16 protein-coding genes are annotated in these 17899 nt (G+C 62.9%); 11 read left to right on the top strand and 5 right to left on the bottom strand.

What is annotated here, in order from left to right; genetic code table 11:
• Window positions 1-52: 52 nt before the first annotated feature.
• From ACI2I1_RS09880 to smpB, 3 genes are all read right to left on the bottom strand, one after another.
• Window positions 53-2524, bottom strand: coding sequence for a response regulator (locus ACI2I1_RS09880; RefSeq protein ID WP_404678952.1), 2472 nt, complete (start codon window positions 2522-2524; stop codon window positions 53-55).
• A complete protein-coding gene (locus ACI2I1_RS09875) occupies window positions 2521-3096 on the bottom strand; it encodes a DUF2062 domain-containing protein (protein WP_404679164.1) in 576 nt (191 codons plus the stop codon). Before ACI2I1_RS09875 ends, ACI2I1_RS09880 begins: the two co-directional genes overlap by 4 nt.
• Before the next feature lie 131 nt (window positions 3097-3227).
• Window positions 3228-3710, bottom strand: a complete 483-nt coding sequence (smpB, locus tag ACI2I1_RS09870; protein ID WP_221541707.1) for an SsrA-binding protein SmpB — start codon at window positions 3708-3710, stop codon at window positions 3228-3230.
• A gap of 113 nt (window positions 3711-3823) precedes the next feature.
• On the opposite strand from smpB, the gene ACI2I1_RS09865 reads away from it, so the two are divergent.
• On the top strand, window positions 3824-5767 hold the full coding sequence (locus ACI2I1_RS09865) for an alpha/beta hydrolase family protein (protein WP_404678951.1): 1944 nt from the start codon (window positions 3824-3826) through the stop codon (window positions 5765-5767).
• A 21-nt stretch (window positions 5768-5788) separates the two neighbouring features.
• On the opposite strand, the gene dapA is transcribed toward ACI2I1_RS09865, so the two are convergent.
• A complete protein-coding gene (gene dapA, locus ACI2I1_RS09860) occupies window positions 5789-6670 on the bottom strand; it encodes a 4-hydroxy-tetrahydrodipicolinate synthase (RefSeq protein ID WP_221541709.1) in 882 nt (293 codons plus the stop codon).
• A gap of 137 nt (window positions 6671-6807) precedes the next feature.
• Between dapA and ACI2I1_RS09855 the strand changes: the two genes are divergently transcribed.
• Window positions 6808-8727, top strand: coding sequence for a lytic transglycosylase domain-containing protein (locus tag ACI2I1_RS09855; RefSeq protein WP_404678950.1), 1920 nt, complete (start codon window positions 6808-6810; stop codon window positions 8725-8727).
• A 23-nt stretch (window positions 8728-8750) separates the two neighbouring features.
• Complete coding sequence (greB, locus tag ACI2I1_RS09850) at window positions 8751-9230, top strand: transcription elongation factor GreB (protein WP_221541711.1); 480 nt, start codon at window positions 8751-8753, stop codon at window positions 9228-9230.
• Between the two features lie 110 nt (window positions 9231-9340).
• Here the strand turns inward: greB and ACI2I1_RS09845 are convergent, their stop codons facing one another.
• The gene (locus ACI2I1_RS09845) at window positions 9341-10012 is read right to left on the bottom strand and encodes an outer membrane protein (RefSeq protein ID WP_404678949.1); all 672 of its coding nucleotides are present in this window, start codon (window positions 10010-10012) and stop codon (window positions 9341-9343) included.
• A 296-nt stretch (window positions 10013-10308) separates the two neighbouring features.
• Between ACI2I1_RS09845 and rlmN the strand changes: the two genes are divergently transcribed.
• The 8 genes from rlmN (at window position 10309) to ACI2I1_RS09805 (ending at window position 17816) form a co-directional block, all read left to right on the top strand.
• Complete coding sequence (rlmN, locus tag ACI2I1_RS09840) at window positions 10309-11565, top strand: 23S rRNA (adenine(2503)-C(2))-methyltransferase RlmN (protein ID WP_404678948.1); 1257 nt, start codon at window positions 10309-10311, stop codon at window positions 11563-11565.
• 4 nt (window positions 11566-11569) lie between these two features.
• Entirely contained in the window at window positions 11570-12598 is a 1029-nt protein-coding gene (locus ACI2I1_RS09835) for a septation protein IspZ (protein WP_404678947.1), read from the top strand.
• 66 nt (window positions 12599-12664) lie between these two features.
• On the top strand, window positions 12665-13645 hold the full coding sequence (locus ACI2I1_RS09830; protein WP_404678946.1) for an acyl-CoA thioester hydrolase/BAAT C-terminal domain-containing protein: 981 nt from the start codon (window positions 12665-12667) through the stop codon (window positions 13643-13645).
• A complete protein-coding gene (locus tag ACI2I1_RS09825) occupies window positions 13642-14241 on the top strand; it encodes a class I SAM-dependent methyltransferase (RefSeq protein ID WP_404678945.1) in 600 nt (199 codons plus the stop codon). The genes ACI2I1_RS09830 and ACI2I1_RS09825 overlap by 4 nt, the downstream gene beginning before the upstream one ends.
• A gap of 164 nt (window positions 14242-14405) precedes the next feature.
• On the top strand, window positions 14406-15050 hold the full coding sequence (locus tag ACI2I1_RS09820) for an MOSC domain-containing protein (RefSeq protein WP_404678944.1): 645 nt from the start codon (window positions 14406-14408) through the stop codon (window positions 15048-15050).
• A 127-nt stretch (window positions 15051-15177) separates the two neighbouring features.
• Window positions 15178-15573, top strand: a complete 396-nt coding sequence (locus ACI2I1_RS09815; RefSeq protein WP_221541718.1) for a glycine zipper 2TM domain-containing protein — start codon at window positions 15178-15180, stop codon at window positions 15571-15573.
• Window positions 15574-15683: 110 nt separating this feature from the next.
• The gene (locus ACI2I1_RS09810) at window positions 15684-16451 is read left to right on the top strand and encodes an SDR family oxidoreductase (protein WP_404678943.1); all 768 of its coding nucleotides are present in this window, start codon (window positions 15684-15686) and stop codon (window positions 16449-16451) included.
• Between the two features lie 69 nt (window positions 16452-16520).
• Window positions 16521-17816 (top strand): class I SAM-dependent methyltransferase, encoded by a 1296-nt coding sequence (locus ACI2I1_RS09805; protein ID WP_404678942.1) that lies wholly within the window; start codon window positions 16521-16523, stop codon window positions 17814-17816.
• Window positions 17817-17899 lie beyond the last annotated feature (83 nt).

Below are 17899 nucleotides of genomic sequence, written 5' to 3'. Positions count from 1 at the left end.
AATTGGGTGCCGAAGGGATGGGGCGGACGAGAGAAAATGCTAATCGGAAAGGCTACTTGCTGCCCTTGCCCTGTTCGGACAGCACTTCGGATACCTTCGCATTGATCTGCTGCACGCTGAAGGGCTTCGGAATGAAGTGCATATTGTCGATATCGATATCGTTGCGCAATTGCTCTTCGGCATAGCCCGACATGAACAGGATGGGGATGTTTGGCTTTATGCGCCGGATCGCGCGTGCCATTGCCGGACCATCCATCGCCGGCATGACCACGTCGGAAACGATCAGGTCGAAATCTTCCTTGCCCTTGGCGATCGCCAGACCTTCCTCGCCATCGCGGGCCGAGGTGACGACATAGCCAGCACGGGCCAAGGCGCGCTCCGCCACGGCGCGGACCATATCTTCGTCCTCGACCAGCAAGAGCTTTCCGCCGCCAGCCCAATCGCTCGCCTTCCCGTCATCAGCCTCCTCAACCCGGCGCGCCTCGCGCACGTGCCCCTTGTGCACAGGCAGGTAGATGGTGAAGCGCGCGCCGGTTGGCCGGCCATGCGGGTCGAGCACATTGTCGGCATAGATAAAGCCGTTGGACTGTTTCACGATCCCGTAAACCGTCGAAAGTCCCAGCCCCGTTCCCTTCCCCTGCTCCTTGGTGGTGAAGAAGGGTTCAAAGATCTTGTTGAAATTGTCGGTCGGAATGCCGCCGCCAGTGTCCTGAACGATCAGCACCGTGTAATCGTCGGCGGGCATCACATCGACACCCATGCGGCGCACCTCGCGCGCGGACACACGCCGTGTGGCCAGGGTCAGCCGCCCCTTCCAATCCTGATGCCCCTTCTTTTCGGCATTGCTTTGCATCGCGTCGCGCGCATTCACGGCGAGGTTGATGATCACCTGTTCGAGCTGCTGAGGATCGGCCCGGACCGCCCCGAGCTCGCGGTCGTGGCGCACTGAGAATTCGATCTTTTCGCCCATCAATCGCTTCAGAAGCTGGCTGACCTCGCTCACAACGTCGGGCATCTGCAGAACGACCGGCCGCAGCGTCTGCTGACGGCTGAAGGCGAGCAATTGCCTCGTCAGCGAGGCAGCGCGATTGGAATTCGCCTTGATCTGCTGAATGTCGTCATAGTCGCTGTCGCCGGGTGTGTGGCGCAGCAGCATGAGATCGCAATAGCCGATGATCGCGGTCAGCACATTGTTGAAATCATGCGCGACGCCGCCCGCCAGTTGGCCGACAGCCTGCATCTTGGTGGCCTGCGCAACCTGGCGTCGCAGCCGCTTTTCCTCAGAGGAATCGGTAATCGACAGCAGAACCGCCGCCTCTCCCAGCCCTCTTACGCCGGCCAGGCCGATCGACACCGGCTCTTCCTTGTTGTTTCCCAGCCGGACCGCCATGTCGCCGCTGGCGGTCGCGCCCTTGGCAAAGCGCCGGACGGTATCTGCCAGAGCGGCCTTGTCCTCGCGCACGACGAGGTCCGAGGGATATTGCGGCAGCCCTTCTCCATCGCGTTCCACCGCACGCAAGAAGGCCTTGTTCGCGAACAGGAAGCGTCCGTCCCGATCGGTCAGCGCGAGGCCCAGCGGCAATGCGGAAAGCAGGGCCTCGAGCTGCGGGATGGCAGACTTCCCGCCCCCGTGCGCGCCGCCGCCAATGCCCACGGTATTGTCGATCAGGACCATCAGGGACGGCGGCCTTTCGCCGTCCGGCCGGGCAGGATTGTCCATCGGAACATGAACCAGGGTCTGGGGCGAACCCTGCTGCCCTTCGCGCGCGAAGAAAATACGGTCGCGGTCGTCGGAGCGCAGCAGCTGGACGAACTCTTCGCCTGCGAGGGACAGTGCCCTGTTGCCGGTGGTTCGCTCCGCCAGCCCGGGCGTCGTCGCCTTTACGATCCCGTCGGAGGCAACCAGCGCCACCTCGATGCCGGAATTGGATAGCATTTCGCTCAGAGGACCGGCGAGCCACTGGACCACGCCCTCATGGGTCTCCAGTTCCACGATCTTTCCGAAGCGCCAGATGAGATAGTCTTCGCCGCGCCCGGCACGCTCGACCGAGAGGAATATTTGGTCTTCGCCGCCTTCCAGAACCAGACCGTCAGCCTCGGCGGTTCCCTCGCGCCAGGCGCGACGCGCAGCCTCGGCCACCATGGCCTTGCCGCTCCCCTGGAAAACGAGTTCATGCGGAGCCAGCGGGCCGCCGAACCAGCGTTCATAGGTGGAATTGGCGCAGGTCATGCGGTTGGCCCGGTCGACCACCGCAATACCCGCCTCTTCGTTTTCGATGGCGGACGCGGTAAGGCTCCAGTCGGGCTGCGTGACATCTTCGTCGGGATTCGAGGCCGCAAGGCGCGGCGACAGCATCAGCGTCAGAACCACGACCAGCAGCGCCCCGGCATAGGCTGCAGCGGCCAGTGCGGTTCCGGCCGCGAGCCAGACCAGCGCGATCGACACGGCGAACGCCAGCAATATGCCCAGCATCAGCGGGACCGGTGGCAGGCTGTCTCCATCGAGGACGGGCCGAATGTTCATTGGCCGCTCTTCCCCGCTCTTGCTTCGTGGCGCTGCTTCAGCAGTTTCTTCCTCCGGCGCGCCACGACGAATCTCCACGTCAGGCTGGCCACGAGATACCCTGCCCCGGCGCTGACGATTGCCAGCACGAGAAATCCCAGCGCGGTTACCCCGCCGACTTCGAGCCAGCCCGCCAGTACGCCGCTCTCGCTGGCGAGCCGGTCAGCCCCGGCGCCCACAGCTGCGTCCAGATTGAGGACGAAGCGGCCCGTGCGATTGGCGAAGATCAGCCAGAAGGGCAGCGTGAAGGGATTAGTCACGAAGGTGACCACCGAGGCGAGCGGCACATTGGCGCGCGTGGGCAAGGCCATGAAGGCCGCCAGGAAGATCTGCCCGATCGGGACGATGAATGCCGCAAATAGCCCCAGCGCCACGCCGCGCGGCACGCTACGCCTAGTGAAGCGCCACAATTCGGGCGACAGGAAGCGGTGGGCAATCGGTTTGAGGAAGCGGTTCTCCGCCATTTCCTCGCGCGTGGGCATGTGTTTGCGGATGAGGTCCGCAAGGAAGGTTTTGGAACGCGAACCGCTCATAAAGATGCCCAAGCCATGCACTGGCGCCATGAGCGCTGGCATGACATCTGGCAATGGCGGTGCGACGAAACTGGCATGGGCTCCGATGTGGTAGGCGAGAAATGGTTTCGAAAGGGGCAACGGGGAAGAAGTCAGCCCTTTTCGCGCATTAACCTCGCCTTGTCGCGCTTCCAATCGCGATCCTTGATCGTCTGGCGCTTGTCGTGGGCCTGCTTGCCCTTTGCCAGAGCCAGTTCGACCTTGGCGCGCCCGGTCGAGTTGAAATAGATCGACAGCGGCACCAGCGTCATGCCCTTGCGCTCCACCGCCCCGAACAGCTTCTCGATCTCGCGTTCGTGCAGCAGCAGCTTGCGCGGCCGGCGCGGTTCGTGATTGAGCCGGTTCCCGTGCGAATATTCGGGCACGTTGGCATTGATCAGCCAGACCTGCCCGTCGCGCACCTCGGCATAGCTTTCCTTGATGCTCGCCTCGCCCGCCCGCAGTGCCTTCACCTCGGTACCCTGCAGGGCCAGCCCCGCCTCGAAGGTTTCCTCGACGTGATAATCGAACCGCACACGCCGATTGTCGGCGACGGTTTTCTGCTTGTCGAAGGTTGCGGGTTTGGGACGGGCCATAGAACGGGCGCATTTAGGCGCTGAGGCTGAAAACGCCAACCCCCTGCTTCGCACAACACTTGCTTTGTGAAAAATCCCGCGCCAGAGACAAGATATTGAATTGGGGGATTCAAATGAAAGTCGTCATTCACTTTTTGGCAGTATTTGCCGCACTTTTTACTACGTTCGCAAGTCCACACGCCCATGCACAGGAGCCTGCGCCCCTGTCTGCTTACGGCGCGCTTCCCGAGGTCGAAGACGCGGCCATATCTTCGAGCGGGAACAACATTGCGATACTTCTTACCGCCCATGGCACGCGCCAGGTGGTCTTTTTCGATTCCGATATGAAGCTGATCCGGCGGGTTGCCGCAGGTGAGACGAAGGTGCGCTATTTCGACTGGATCGGTGATGACCAGTTGCTGTTGGTCACCAGTCAGACGGAAGATCTCTGGGGCTTCACCACCGACAAGGCAGAATTCTCGGTCGCGCGGCTCATTCCGGTGACTTACGAAGGTGAAATCGAGACGGTTTTTGCCAAGCGCCGGGATCTCGTGAATTCGGTTCTCGGCAATTACGGTGTGAGGAAAGTCGATGGCGAATGGGCCGCCTATTTCGGTGCCATCGAATTGCAGAGAACAGGGCGCACCGGCGGATACAATTGGGATAACGGACGCCCTTTTCTCTATCAGTTCGGCACGCGTTCGGGCCAGGCCCGCAGGATCTCCAACTCGGCGCGACAGGATGAATCCCGCGACTGGGTCGTGGATGCCTCAGGAAACGTCGCCGCCACACTCGACGTAAGCCTCAAGGACGGCGACTGGGTGCTGAAGGCCAATGACACCATCATCGCCCAAGGTAACGAGCGTAATGGCCGGGTCGGCCTCGTCGGATTGGGTTACGATGGTCGGTCCGTCATCTACTCCGCCCGCGATGAGGAAAACATCTCGAGATGGTACGAAATCCCTCTGGCAGGTGGTGAAGCGCGACCTTTCCTGAGGGAAGTCGATATCGAACGTCTGTATTGGGACGAAAGCACGGGCCATCTGATCGGATATCTCGATGTGGAAAAGGGCCCCGTTTTCAACGACCCAGCGCATCAGAAAGCCGCCACCGGAATACGCAAGGCGTTTGCCGATTTCGATCTCCGGATGGTCGACTGGTCGCCGGACTTCAAGAAGGTCCTGGTGCGGACCAGCGGCAATGGTGACAGTGGCTCTTGGTTTGTGGTGGATCTCACCAATGGCAAGGCGCAGGCAATTGCCTATGAACGCGAAGCGCTCACGCCCCAGCGCGTAGGTGAGGTTTCCACCTTCGAATTCACCGCAGCTGACGGCCTCGAGATGGACGGTATCCTGACTCTTCCGCCGGGAACGGAGGCCAGTAATTTGCCACTCGTCATGCTGCCTCACGGCGGGCCGCACTCTCATGATCGCGAACAGTTCGACTGGTGGGCGCAGGCCTTCGCGTCACGCGGCTATGCCGTGTTCCAGCCAAACTTCCGGGGTTCGACCAATCGTTCCCAGTCCTTCAAGCTCGCCGGCTACGGCGAATGGGGCCGAAAGATGCAGACCGATCTTTCGGATGGCCTGGCGGCGTTGGCGGACAAGGGGATCGTGGATCCGGATCGCGCCTGTATCGTCGGCGCGAGCTACGGCGGGTATGCTGCTCTTGCCGGGGTGACATTGCAGCAGGATCTCTATCGCTGCGCAGTCGCCGTCGCTCCGGTCAGCGATATCTCCGCCATGTTCAACGAAGACTATCGCGCCTCGGGCGGGCAGCCGATCACCAAGGCGGCGCTGCTCGATCAGTTGGGACCGAAGGACAGGTGGCACGATGTGTCGCCGCGCCGCTTTGCCGATCGCGCTGACGCTCCGATCATGCTGATCCACGGCAAGGACGACACGGTGGTGCCGTATTCACATTCCCACAAGATGGCGGATGCGCTGAAAGATGCCGGCAAGCCGTACGAAATCATCGCGCTTGAAGGCGAAGATCACTGGCTGTCGCTCTCGACGACACGCCTCCAGATGCTCGAAGCCGCAGTCGGCTTCGTGCAGAAGCACAATCCGGCCGACTAGGTTCTCGCTCGCGGGGCTGCGTTAGAGCAGTCCCGCGTGCTCCAGCGCTTCGTCCACCGCTTTGCGGCTTGCTTCGCTCGCACTGCAAAGCGGCAGCCGAACGTCGCAGCTTACCCAGTCGTGTACGCGGCTCAGCGCATATTTGACCGGCGCAGGACTTGCGTCGGAGAACATGGCGTAATGCAGCGGGAACAGCCGGTCGTTGATCTCGCGCGCCTTGACCAGATCATTGGCCGCGATGGCATCGTGGAATTCTGAACATAGCGCAGGAGCCACATTGGCAGTGACGGAAATGCAGCCCGATCCACCTGCCGCCGAGTGGGGCAGCCAGAGCTCGTCATTGCCGGACAGCTGGCAGAAGTCGCGCCCAATTCCCATACGGTGATCGGCGACGCGGGAGAGATCTCCGCTCGCGTCCTTGATGGCAACGATGCGGTCGGGATATTTGCGCACCAATTCGACCACGGTCTCGTCCTCGATATCGGTCACGGTGCGGCCCGGCACATTGTACAGTACAATCGGCAGGTCGCTGTTTTCGGCAAGGAAGCTGAAATGCGCGATGAGGCCCGCCTGGCTGGGACGATTGTAATAGGGCGCCACGCACAGCCCGGCCGCCGCCCCCGCCTTCTTGGAAAATTGCATGTGCAACAAGGCGTTGCGCGTATCGTTAGAACCGCAACCGGCAATTACCGGCACTCGGCCGGCCGCCTGTTCGATGCAGACTTCGATCACGCGGTGATGTTCCGCGTTCGACAGGGTCGACGCCTCGCCCGTGGTGCCGCAGGGTACCAGCCCCTTGCTCCCGTTCTCTATCTGCCAGTCGACCAGTTTGCGAAAAGCGGCCTCGTCGAACGCTCCGTCGCGAAAGGGAGTCGCCAGAGCCGGAATTGAGCCTGAGAACATTTACGTCAGTCCTGCGTTAGAGGTATGAAAAGCGGGCCTTTCAGGCATCCGCGAACACATTTCATTCAGCGCCTGATAAGGAGGGGCCGGGCACTATGTCCAGCATGGGTCTAAAAACAAATATTTCATACGCTTTAATGGCAAGCTCCGCGTTGGCCATTCCTGTCGCCGCTCACGCGCAGACGCCCACCAGCTGGCCTGACGGCAGCAACACCATGGTTGCGCAGCAGCCGACGCAGGCTGCATCCGCGATCAATCGCTGGGAATATCTGACCAAGGCGGAAAATCTGTCTTTCGCCGATTATGCCGGCTTCATCACCAGCTATCCCAATTTCCCGAAGCAGGAATTGCTGCAGCTGCGCGCGGAGAACGCGCTTGATCGCGATGCGGCAACGCCGCAGGCGCTGGTCCAGTTCTTCGACAGCAACCCGCCCCTCACCAATTCCGCCAAGGCACGTTATGCCTTGGCGCTGGCCGCAATGAACCGCGGCGAGGCACGCGAACTCGCCCGCGAGGCATGGCGCAACGGCACCATGAGCGGCCCGGCGGAAGCTTACATGCAAGGCCTGTTCGGCCAGAACTTCTCTCCTGAAGACCAGGACGCGCGGATGGACGCGCTTTTGTGGCAGGAAAATCTCGAAGCCGCATCGCGCCAGATCCTGCGCGTTTCGCCGGCCTATCGCGAAATGGCGCAGGCCCGCCTAGCCCTTCTGCAGGGAAGCATGCCGGCCAATGCCGGTCTTCCGGTCCCCGCTTCGGCCATGAGCGATAGCGGCTATGTCTATAATCTGGCGCGCTATTATCGCAGCAGCGGACAGCTGCCCAGCGCGATCAACCTGCTGTCCTCGCGGGCGAATTTCACCACCCCTGCCTATGACGGCACGGATTTCGTGGTCGAATCCCTGCGTGTGGCACAGGGTGCCGATGCCCGCAGTGCGGTGAACATCGCATCCAAGGTGGACGATCTCTTTGCGCCGGGTACCGATATTTCGGACGGCTCTTTCACGCTGCGCGACAAATATACCGATCTGATGTGGCTCGGCGGCACCAAGGCGCTGTGGTCGCTCGGTGACGGTTCGCGCGCTGCGCCGCTGTTCTATCGTTACGGTGCGGCGGCCAAGACCCCCCTTACCCGCTCCAAGGGCTTCTTCTGGGCTGGCCGTGCCGCTGCGCGCTCGGGCAATCAGCAGGAAGCTCAGCGCTATTGGAATATGGCGGCCGAATATCCCGATTATTATTATGGCCAGCTTGCCCTGAGCGAACTCGGCCGGTCGGTGCCGACCTTCTCGCCGGTTCTCACTGCGGGTATCAGCGAACAGGCCCGCTCGCAGTTCAATGATGAGCCGCTGACCAAGGCGCTGCGGGCAATGGCGCGCGATCGCCGCGACTGGCGGACCGAGCGTGCGTTTTTCGAAGCGATCGCAGAAAATGCGAAGACGCCCGAAAGAATGGCGCTCGTCGCCGAACTGGCGCGCGAGACCGGTCTCGACGAGATGGCGGTGGTTGCCGGAATGGTCGCGGGCGAACAGGGTGTCGACGGGTTCGAGCGGCTCGGCTTCCCGACCGTTCCCACTCATTCGGGCGCGAACTGGACCATGGTCCACGCCATCGCTCGGCAGGAAAGCGAATTCGACCGCACCCGCGTTAGCCACGCCGGCGCGCGCGGCATGATGCAGCTGATGCCGGGCACGGCCCGCGAAGAAGCGCAGAAGGCCGGTATCCAGTACATGTCCGCCAGCCTCACCGGCGATCCGTCCTACAATATCCGCTTGGGCGACCAGCATTTCGCGCGGCTGATGAGCCGGTACAACGGTGCCTATCCGCTGGCCATCGCGGCCTATAATGCCGGGCCGGGCCGGGTGAACGAATGGCTGGCGCTCAACGGCGATCCTCGCACGGGCGCGGTCGACTGGGTGACCTGGATCGAGCAGATCCCGTCCAATTTCGAGACCCGCTATTACGTCATGCGCGTGATCGGCAACGCCGTGAGCTATGCCAACATGAACCCGGACAAATCCAATCCTGCGCAGCGCAATGTGAAGCACTACCTTCCCTGAGGATTAGCGCCTAAGGCGCGCCCATGACGGGACGAACAAATCCGATAACTCCGGCAGGCTACAGGGCGCTGCAGGCAAGGTATGACCACCTGCTGGGCACGGAGCGGCCGGAGATCGTGGAAATCGTCAGCTGGGCCGCCGGGAACGGCGACCGCAGCGAGAATGGCGACTATCTTTACGGCCGCAAGCGCATGCGCGAGATCGACCGCGAGCTCGCGCATCTTGCGCGCCGGATGAAGGCGGCCAGAGTGATCGCCCCGGCGGATCAGCCCGATAAGGACCGCGTGTTCTTCGGAGCGACGGTCGAAGTCGCCGACGAGGACGATGCCCGCAAGACCTTCACGCTGGTGGGTGACGACGAACAGGATGCCGGCAGCGGGAAGATCGGCTGGTCGAGCCCGCTCGCCCGCGCGCTCAAGGGCGCATCGGTGGGCGATGTCCGCTCGGTGCGCCTGCCCGCAGGCCTGCGCGACTGGGAAGTGATGGCCATCACCTACGTATAGAGAGAGCCGCCAGATCGGCGCGCTCTCCCCTACTTACGCATTCGCACACCGCACAAACGAAAGGCCCGGGGCAATCACGCCCCGGGCCTTCGTTGTTCAGATCACTTCGATTAGAAGCGGTAGCCGAAGCCAACCATCACCTGGTGACGATCGGTGTCGATTTCGCCGATGTCCTGGTCGGCCAGGTTGTCGTTCTCGAAATCGACTTCAGCGTCGCTGTAGTTCGAATAACGGTACTCGAGCTTGGCGAAGGTGTTGGTGCTCAAAGCGTATTCCGCACCGGCACCGAGACGGTAGCCGTCGGCATCGATCTTGGCGTTGTATTCTTCACCGTCGAACGAGCTTTCGATGTTGTAGCGTGCGTTCGTATAACCACCCTTCGCATAGAGCAGCAGGTCGGGCTGTGCGAGCACACCGACGCGGGCGCCGACATAAAGGTCGCGGCCGGTTTCGACGTTACCGAGGCCAAAGCCTTCGAAATCGCCATCGGTGAATTCGGTCTTGGCGGTGGAATCGGTCCATTCGCCTTCGACACCCAGGACAACGCCGCCGGCATTGAAGTCGTAACCGACGCCCACGCCGTAGCCGAAACCGTCGATGGATTCGTCATTGTCAGCGTTCACGTCGTCATCGACGGTGCTGCCAGCCTTGCTGATGTCATAGCCGAGCAGAACTTCGGCGCGCGGACCGGTGAAGGTTCCGGCGGTTGCGTCCTGCGCTGCGGCAGGCACTGCAAGGGCTGCTGCCGAAGTTGCGACCATGATTGCGACTGTCTTTTTCATTACTTTAACTCCGTTATTACCCGCGGCTTTCCGGCCGCGTGGACTGATGAAACGGAGGTTTTCAGAAGTAGTTTCATTAACCTCAGACAACTTGGAAATGTTGCCAGAAAGACACATTATTGCGCCGAGATGAACGATTGGGGCGATGAGCCGTGGGGGAAACACCCTGCCCCGGCGGGAACCTGAATGCGGAAGCTCTCCGCGCACCCTCCTCGCATCCTCAATGATACTGTCTGAAGGCCGTAAAAGGATGTGGGTGGTAAAGCGGCGCGCCTCCTATTATATGCGCAGGCTCCATGACAGATACGACTTTGATGAGCATTCCCGGGCAGATCGACCCGGTTCCCGTCGCGCGTGACATCACGCCGCGCGCCGATGGCCGCGTGGATCTGATCGGCCTTCCCAAGGACCGCATCCGCGACCTGTTCGAAGAAGCGGGCCTCGATGCCAAACAGGCCAAGCTGCGCGCCAAGCAGGTGTTCCACTGGCTCTATCACCGCGGCGTCACCGATTTCGAAGCGATGACCGATATCGCCAAGACCATGCGCCCCTGGCTGACCGAGCGGTTCGTGATCGGCCGCCCCGAGGTGGTCGAGGCGCAGCATTCGACCGACGGCACGCGCAAATGGTTGCTCAAGACCGCCGATGGCCACGAATTCGAAATGGTGTTCATCCCCGATGCCGATCGCGGCACGTTGTGCGTCTCCAGCCAGGTCGGCTGCACGCTGAATTGCCGCTTCTGCCACACCGGCACGATGAAGCTGGTCCGCAATCTCACCCCGGGCGAGATCGTCGGCCAGGTCATGCTGGCGCGCGATGCGCTGGGCGAATGGCCCAAAGGCAATATGAAGTTCGATTACGGGGCCGATCTCGACGAGATCGAGGAAAGCTCCGAATACAGGTCCGATGGCCGTCTGCTCACCAACATCGTGATGATGGGCATGGGCGAACCGCTTTATAATTTCGACAATGTCAAAGGCGCACTGAAGCTGGTGATGGACGGCGAAGGCCTGGCCCTGTCCAAGCGCCGCATCACGCTGTCGACCAGCGGTGTGGTCCCGATGATGGAGAAATGCGGCGAGGAAATCGGCGTCAACCTTGCCGTCTCGCTCCACGCGGTGACCAAGGAAATCCGCGACGAGATCGTGCCGCTGAACAAGAAATACGGCATCGAGGAACTGCTCGAGGCTTGCGCCGCCTATCCCGGCGCCAGCAATGCCCGCCGCATCACGTTCGAATATGTGATGCTGAAGGACAAGAACGATAGCGACGAACATGCGCGCGAACTCGTTCGCCTGCTCAAGCAGTATAATCTGCCCGCCAAGGTGAACCTCATTCCGTTCAACCCTTGGCCCGGCGCGCAATACGATACCTCTACTCCGGAGCGTGTGCGCAGCTTTTCCAACATCGTCTTCGAAGGCGGCATTTCCGCCCCTGTCCGCACGCCGCGCGGCCGCGACATCGATGCCGCTTGCGGCCAGCTTAAGACCGCGGCCGAAAAGAAGAGCCGCGCACAAAGGGACCGCGAGGCGGCAGAGGCAGTCGAAGCGTAAGCCGATGGGCGGACTGACGCTCTGGCGCTATCGCCGCCGCTTTATGGTGGACGGCGTGCGGGCAACCGTCACGGCGCGTTCGCGCACCGCGGGGCTGGATTCCGAACTCGAACTGGATGGCCGGATCGCGGCGAGCGATTTCACCCCGGCTGTCGGCCCCGATGCGGTGCGCAATCACCATCTGTCCGCCACGCTGCCCGACGGCTCCGCGATCGAGGTCGAGGCAGGCTATGTCAGCTCGGTCAACATCGGGATTGCAGTGCGCCGCGACGGGCAGCTGATCCACGAAAGCCATCCCGGCCGCACGATCGCCTATCCGGAAAAATATCGCGAGGCTATGGCAGCCTATGCGAACGGGACCATGGGCAGCGCGCTGTCGCAAGATTTCGGTGGTGGCCCCTCCGGCGCCTCCTCTTCCGGCGCGCTCGATATGTCCGCGTTCAAGCGCAACCGCATCCCGCTGGCGATCGACATCGCGCTGGGCCTGCTGTTCTTCGTCGTCGCCAAGCTGACCGATCTGACGACTGCGGCATTCGTCGGTGCTGCGCTCGGGGTTGCCCTGCTCGCCGCGCAGAAAATCACCAAGGTCGATTTGCTGGGCGGGCTGGCGCTTTTCGGCATCGGCCTGTTGCTGCTTTCCGCCGTGCTCGCGCTGGTGTTCCAGTCGGACGAGGCCGTGAAATACCGCTCCTCCATCGTCGGCGTGGTGAGCGCCGCGCTGTTCTTCGTCGACGGTCTGGCCGGGGGCAACCGGCTGGCGGCGAGGCTGATGGCCTATCTGCCCTATCGCGATATCGATGCCGCAAGGCTGGGGATCGGCATGGGCGTGTTCGGCGCCGTTCTGGCGGCGCTCAATCTGCTGGTGGCGCTCTATGCCTCGACCGATGTCTGGCTCTTCTACAGCACTTTTGCCGATTTCCCGGTCTCGATGGTCCTGATCCTGCTGGTCTTCCGCTATTCGCAGGGCAAGGTCCTGCCCGATACCTATCCCAGATACCGCCACGCCCACGCCGAAAGGCCAGGTCAGCCCTAGATATCTGTCTTGCATGAACTCTTCCGAGGTGTATTATACAACTGATACACAAGGAAGGGCATTATCATGATCAAGCTGTTTGGTGTCGTTACGGCAATGTGCGTCGCCCTCGCCTCACCGCTCGCGGCCGAGCCCGGCCCGCCCGTCGCGCCGACCGAAGTCATGGTGGGCGACAGCCTGCCCTATGCCTATTTCGCCACGCCTGAAGGCGATGGGCCTTTTCCGGCCATTATCATCCTTGGCGGCAGCGAAGGCGGTGATTTCGGATCGCGCGGCTCTGCCCCCCACTTTCTGTCCGAAGGCTATGCCATTTTGGGCCTGCCTTATTATTCGCCCGCCTATCTGCCCAAGGAACGGCAATTGCCGGACCTTCCGGTGGCCTTCGATTCCATTCCACTCGAAAAACTGGAGATCGCCCGCGACTGGCTGAGGAAACGCAAGGATGTGCAGGCCGACAGCATCGGGCTTTATGGCGTATCGAAAGGTGCCGAATTCGTTCTGGCAGGGGCCAGCCGGATCGACGGCTTTGCCGCCGTCGCCGCGATCGTGCCCAGCGATGTGATCTGGGAAGGTTGGGGCCCGAATGCCAAGCCGGGCGAAGTCAGCAGTTTCTCCTGGCAGGGCCGCCCCCTGCCCTTCGTGCCCTATCTCGGCATGGAAGAAGAGTTCAAGAAATACGCCATTCCCGGTGCCACCGTCCGCCTGCGCACTCCGCAGGATGCCGGACGGCGCGCCCATCCCGACCGGGTGGTGGACGCGCGTATCAAGGTAGAAAATATCGACGAGCCCGTTCTGGTTGCGGGCGGAGATCAAGACAATACGTGGAATTCGGGCGCGATGGCGCAAAACATTGCCGAGCGCCGGGCCGAGGCGGGCAATCTCGAAACCGTCGCCCTGATCTTTCCCGACGCCACGCATGCCCTCTCCGGCACCGGGGTCCAGCGGACCGAAGGCGACTTCCGCTATGACGAGCCGACGCTGGAGGCGCAGCAGCAGATCTGGCCCGCCACGCTGGATTTCTTCGCTGCGCATCTCAAACGGCCATGAGCGCCGATCCTGCGACCATTGCCTATTACGAGGCAAATGCGCCGCATTACACTTTGAGCTTCGAGCAGGCGCCCAGCCGCCATCTCGATGGATTTCTGGACCGGCTCGATACAGGCGCGCGCATCCTGGAACTGGGCTGCGGCGCGGGGCGGGATTCGGCGCGGATCATCGAGCGCGGTTTCGATCTCGATGCGACCGACGGCACACCGGCCATGGTCCGCAAGGCCAATGAACGCTTCGGCATCGGCGCCCGGGTCATGCGCTTCGACGAGCTTTGCGCCGAGGAAGCCTATGCCGCGGTCTGGGCGCATGCCTGCCTGCTCCATGTCGCCCGGGCCGATCTGCCGCAGGTGCTGTCCGCGATCCATGCCGCGCTGAGGCCGGGGGGCTGGCATTTCGCCAATTATAAGCTCGGCAGCGGCGAGGGACGCGATCCGCTGGGCCGCCTCACCAATCTGCCCGGCGAAGGCTGGCTGGAGCAGGTCTACCGCGCCGCCGGCTTCGAGATCGCCGCGAGCGAGCGCTATCCCGGCAGGGGTGCCGACGGCGTCCAGCGCGACTGGTATGCCCTCACCCTGCGCCGCCCGCCGCGCTGAGGCAGAATATCGCTTTCCTACATTTGCCCGCTGTGCTGGAAGGCTCTCATGCGCCTCTTGAATAGCCCTCAAACCCCCGGTTTCCGCCAGCTTGCGGGGGGTGACTTATTTACCCCCTGGACCGTGCTCCATGTGCTCCATCCTGTAGGAAAGGGGTCTGCGGCATGACGGCCGAAGTCCTCGCGCTATGCACCGGCAAGCCTGCGCCGCTTGCCGACGGAAAGCTCAGTTCGATCGACAAGCATGCCGTGGAAGGGCCGGTGCGCATCACCCGCATGGGGCTCGAAGGAGATACCCAGACCAACCGCAAATATCACGGCGGCGAGCACATGGCCGTGCATCTCTACGCGGCGGACCACTATGCCTATTGGCGCGAGGAGATTCCCGACGTGGCGCGGCTCGCTTCGCCGGGGGCTTTCGGCGAAAACCTCCACACGCGGGGCCTGATGGAAGGCGAAGCCTATATCGGCGACCGCTTCCGCATGGGCACGGCGCTGCTCGAACTCAGCATGGGCCGGCAGCCGTGCAGCACGCTGGAACGACATTTCCAGCGCAAGGACATGGTCAAACGCATCATCGCCAACCATCGCTGCGGCATCTACTTCCGGGTGATCGAGGAAGGCGAAGCGGAGGCGGGTGACAATCTCACCCTCATCGCCCGCAGCCAGGATCGCTGGAGCGTGGCGGACGCCTTCGCCCTGCTCTTCGACAAGGCACGCAAGCCGGGGCAGGAGGAGATTCGCGATCTGCTCGCCGTCCCGCAGCTCGGGCCGCAGTGGCAAGACAAGCTGCGCGCCAGGCTGCGCTGAGCGGCCACGGCCCGTCTCACGGGATATGTCGGCTCATCGCTAATATGCCGTAAAGCGCATTCGTTCATGCGCCGTTGTAAATGCGGCGGCAGATTGCGCGGCGAAGTTGAGAACACAAGGACGTAACATGAAACAGGTCGCCATCGCTCTTGGAGCAGCCACTCTCGCACTCACCGGCATCGGAACCGCAGCCCCGGCCGCAGCCGATCCGCCGTCATGGGCGCCCGCGCATGGCAAGCGCGCCAAGGATCGGGCCCAGCACCGCATGTATGACGATCGCGGCTATTACTCCTCCCCGCGCCGCATCACCCGCGACAGCTACATGTGGCGCGGCCGCGATGGCCGCTATTACTGCAAGCGCGACAATGGCACGACCGGTCTGGTGATCGGCGCCGGTGTCGGCGCGCTCGCCGGACATGAACTGGCGGGCCGTGGCGACCGGACGCTGGGCGCAATCCTCGGCGGTGCCGTGGGTGCGGTGGTCGGCCGAGAGATCGACCGCGGAAGCCTGCGCTGCCGCTAATTCAAGTCCGAACCGGGTCGCAGAAGATGGCGTCGCCACTCCCCTCGGTGGCGGCGCCATTTTGATGCCCCCGCCTTCCCTTTGCGCCGCTCGCTGATATGGTCGCTGGCATGGATCACGACAGACCAGCAGTGCTCGTTACCGGCGGGGCGAAACGCATCGGGGGCGCCATCTCGCGGGCCTTTGCCGCGGCCGGATGGCACGTGGTGATCCACTACAACCGCTCGGCATCTGCGGCGCAGGATCTGGCTGCCGAGCTGGACAGCGCCAAAACTGTCCGCGCCGATCTGTGCGACGATGACGCCGCCATCGCCATGGCCGAGGAACTCGCGCCGCGCCTTTCGGACTGGCGGGCCCTGATCAACTGCGCCTCTGTCTTCGATCCCGACGACGTGACCGCGCTCGATCCCGCCACCAGCCGCCGCGCGATGCAGATCAATGCGCGGGCCCCGGCGCTACTGGCGCAGGCCTATCTCAGGCACGCGACAGCGCAGGCCGGGCGGCGCGTGATCCAGGTCACCGACCAGAAGCTGGCCAACCCCAATCCCGACTTCTTCAGCTATACCATGAGCAAGCACGCGCTCGATGCCACCATCGCCATGCTCGCCATGGGCGCGGCGCGGGAGGAGGACCGGGTCTACGGCCTGGCGCCCGGCGCCATCCTCGCCAGCCACGACCAGTCCGCCGAAGAGGCCGAGCGGTCGCACCGGATGAACCTGCTGGGGCGCCGAACCTCTGCACAGGAGGTCGCCGATGCCGCGGTTTTCCTTGCCTCCGGGCATCTCGCCAGCGGCCAGACGCTCTTCCTCGACAGCGGCCAGCACCTGCTCCGCCAGCAACGCGATGTGATCTATCTCGCCCGCGAGCAGGTGGGATAGCAGGGCCCTTCGCATTGACTTGGCCCGCATGATCGGCATGTTCGCCCGAAAATCGCCGAAGGGGAGCGGATGGCCATGTGGCTACTCGACAAGTTTCTGAAAACCGCGGTCAGGAAGGGCCGCCTCGTCGTCACGGACCATGACGGCAAGACCTACGAATACGGCCCAACCGCCCCCGCCGAGCCGCCGCTGCGCATCACGCTGACCCACAAGAAGGCGGCGAACCACATCGCCCGCTATCCGCAGATGGGCGCGGGCGAGGCGTTCATGTGGGGCTGGCTGAAGGTCGAGGCGCCGCACGATATCCGCGATCTCATCCTCTTCGTCACCGAACAGGCAGGCAGGCCCGGCGACACGGCGCTGAAACCCAAGGGCAAGTTGCGCACCGCCGCCCAGCGGTTCATTGCCAAGGCCGACAGCATCAATCTGCGCGGCAAGGCGCGCAAGAACGCCGAGCATACCTACAACCTCACCCGCGAGCTGTACGAGCGGTTCCTCGACGAGGACCGGCAGTACACCATGGCCTATTACCGCGAGGATCCGGCCACCACCTCGCTCGAGAAGGCGCAGCTCGACAAGAAGGCGCACCTCGCCGCCAAGCTGCACATCAAACCCGGCCAGCGCATCCTCGACATCGACTGCGGCTGGGGCGGCTTCGCGCTCTACCTGGCGCGGCATTACGACGTCGAGGTCCACGGCGTGGCGCTGGCCCCCGACCAGATCGCCTTCTGCAAGGAACGCGCAGAGGAAGCGGGCCTCGCCGACCGGGTCAGGTTCTCCCTCACCGATTACCGCGACGTGAAAGGCCAGTTCGACCGCATCAGCTCGGTCGGCCTGCTCGAACATGTGGGCACGCCGCATTACCCGCAGTTCTACGAACACACCAACCGCCTGCTCAAACCCGATGGCGTGATGATGAGCCATTGCTGCGGGCGCGCCGGCCCGCCCGGCTTCACCGACGCCTGGACGCGTACCTACATCTTCCCCGGCGGCTACATTCCGGCGCTGAGCGAACTGGTCACCCAGTCCGAGCAGTTCGGCTGGCAGGTGATGGACGTGGAGGCCATGCGCTTCCACTACAGCCACACGCTGGAGGAATGGTACAATCGCACGGTCCAGCACCGCGCCGAGATCGTCGATATGTATGACGAGACCTTCTACCGCATGTGGCTCTACTACCTCGCCGGGGCCGAGCAGAGCTTCCGCCACGGCGACATGGTCAACTGGCAGCTGATCTATGTGAAGGACCGCAGCGCCATCCCCATGACCCGCGAATGGATCATGGAAGAGAGCGCCCGCCTGCGCGCCGCCGACGCCAACCAAATCCCCGAATGGCGCTTCGCCCAGCGGGAAGCGGCAGAGTAAGCGCGTTGGCCGCCATGTAGGATTGGCCCTCGGGCAATCCTACAGGATGGAGCACATGGAGCACGGTCCAGAGGGTAATTTTC

The sequence above is a fragment of the Qipengyuania sp. NPDC077563 genome (assembly GCF_044901345.1).
Classification (GTDB): Bacteria; Pseudomonadota; Alphaproteobacteria; order Sphingomonadales; family Sphingomonadaceae; genus Qipengyuania; species Qipengyuania aestuarii.
Note: the sequence above shows the minus strand (reverse complement) of the source record. Positions and strands in the feature narration are given on the sequence as shown.

Coding starts and splice junctions, on each gene's coding strand:
- smpB (WP_221541707.1), bottom strand. CDS start 3,710: ATGGCCCGTCCCAAACCCGCAACCTTCGACAAGCAGAAAACCGTCGCC.
- dapA (WP_221541709.1), bottom strand. CDS start 6,670: ATGTTCTCAGGCTCAATTCCGGCTCTGGCGACTCCCTTTCGCGACGGA.
- ACI2I1_RS09810 (WP_404678943.1), top strand. CDS start 15,684: ATGGATCACGACAGACCAGCAGTGCTCGTTACCGGCGGGGCGAAACGC.
- ACI2I1_RS09820 (WP_404678944.1), top strand. CDS start 14,406: ATGACGGCCGAAGTCCTCGCGCTATGCACCGGCAAGCCTGCGCCGCTT.
- ACI2I1_RS09845 (WP_404678949.1), bottom strand. CDS start 10,012: ATGAAAAAGACAGTCGCAATCATGGTCGCAACTTCGGCAGCAGCCCTT.
- ACI2I1_RS09825 (WP_404678945.1), top strand. CDS start 13,642: ATGAGCGCCGATCCTGCGACCATTGCCTATTACGAGGCAAATGCGCCG.
- ACI2I1_RS09865 (WP_404678951.1), top strand. CDS start 3,824: ATGAAAGTCGTCATTCACTTTTTGGCAGTATTTGCCGCACTTTTTACT.
- rlmN (WP_404678948.1), top strand. CDS start 10,309: ATGACAGATACGACTTTGATGAGCATTCCCGGGCAGATCGACCCGGTT.
- ACI2I1_RS09835 (WP_404678947.1), top strand. CDS start 11,570: ATGGGCGGACTGACGCTCTGGCGCTATCGCCGCCGCTTTATGGTGGAC.
- ACI2I1_RS09855 (WP_404678950.1), top strand. CDS start 6,808: ATGGCAAGCTCCGCGTTGGCCATTCCTGTCGCCGCTCACGCGCAGACG.
- ACI2I1_RS09875 (WP_404679164.1), bottom strand. CDS start 3,096: ATGAGCGGTTCGCGTTCCAAAACCTTCCTTGCGGACCTCATCCGCAAA.
- ACI2I1_RS09805 (WP_404678942.1), top strand. CDS start 16,521: ATGGCCATGTGGCTACTCGACAAGTTTCTGAAAACCGCGGTCAGGAAG.
- ACI2I1_RS09830 (WP_404678946.1), top strand. CDS start 12,665: ATGATCAAGCTGTTTGGTGTCGTTACGGCAATGTGCGTCGCCCTCGCC.
- ACI2I1_RS09880 (WP_404678952.1), bottom strand. CDS start 2,524: ATGAACATTCGGCCCGTCCTCGATGGAGACAGCCTGCCACCGGTCCCG.
- ACI2I1_RS09815 (WP_221541718.1), top strand. CDS start 15,178: ATGAAACAGGTCGCCATCGCTCTTGGAGCAGCCACTCTCGCACTCACC.
- greB (WP_221541711.1), top strand. CDS start 8,751: ATGACGGGACGAACAAATCCGATAACTCCGGCAGGCTACAGGGCGCTG.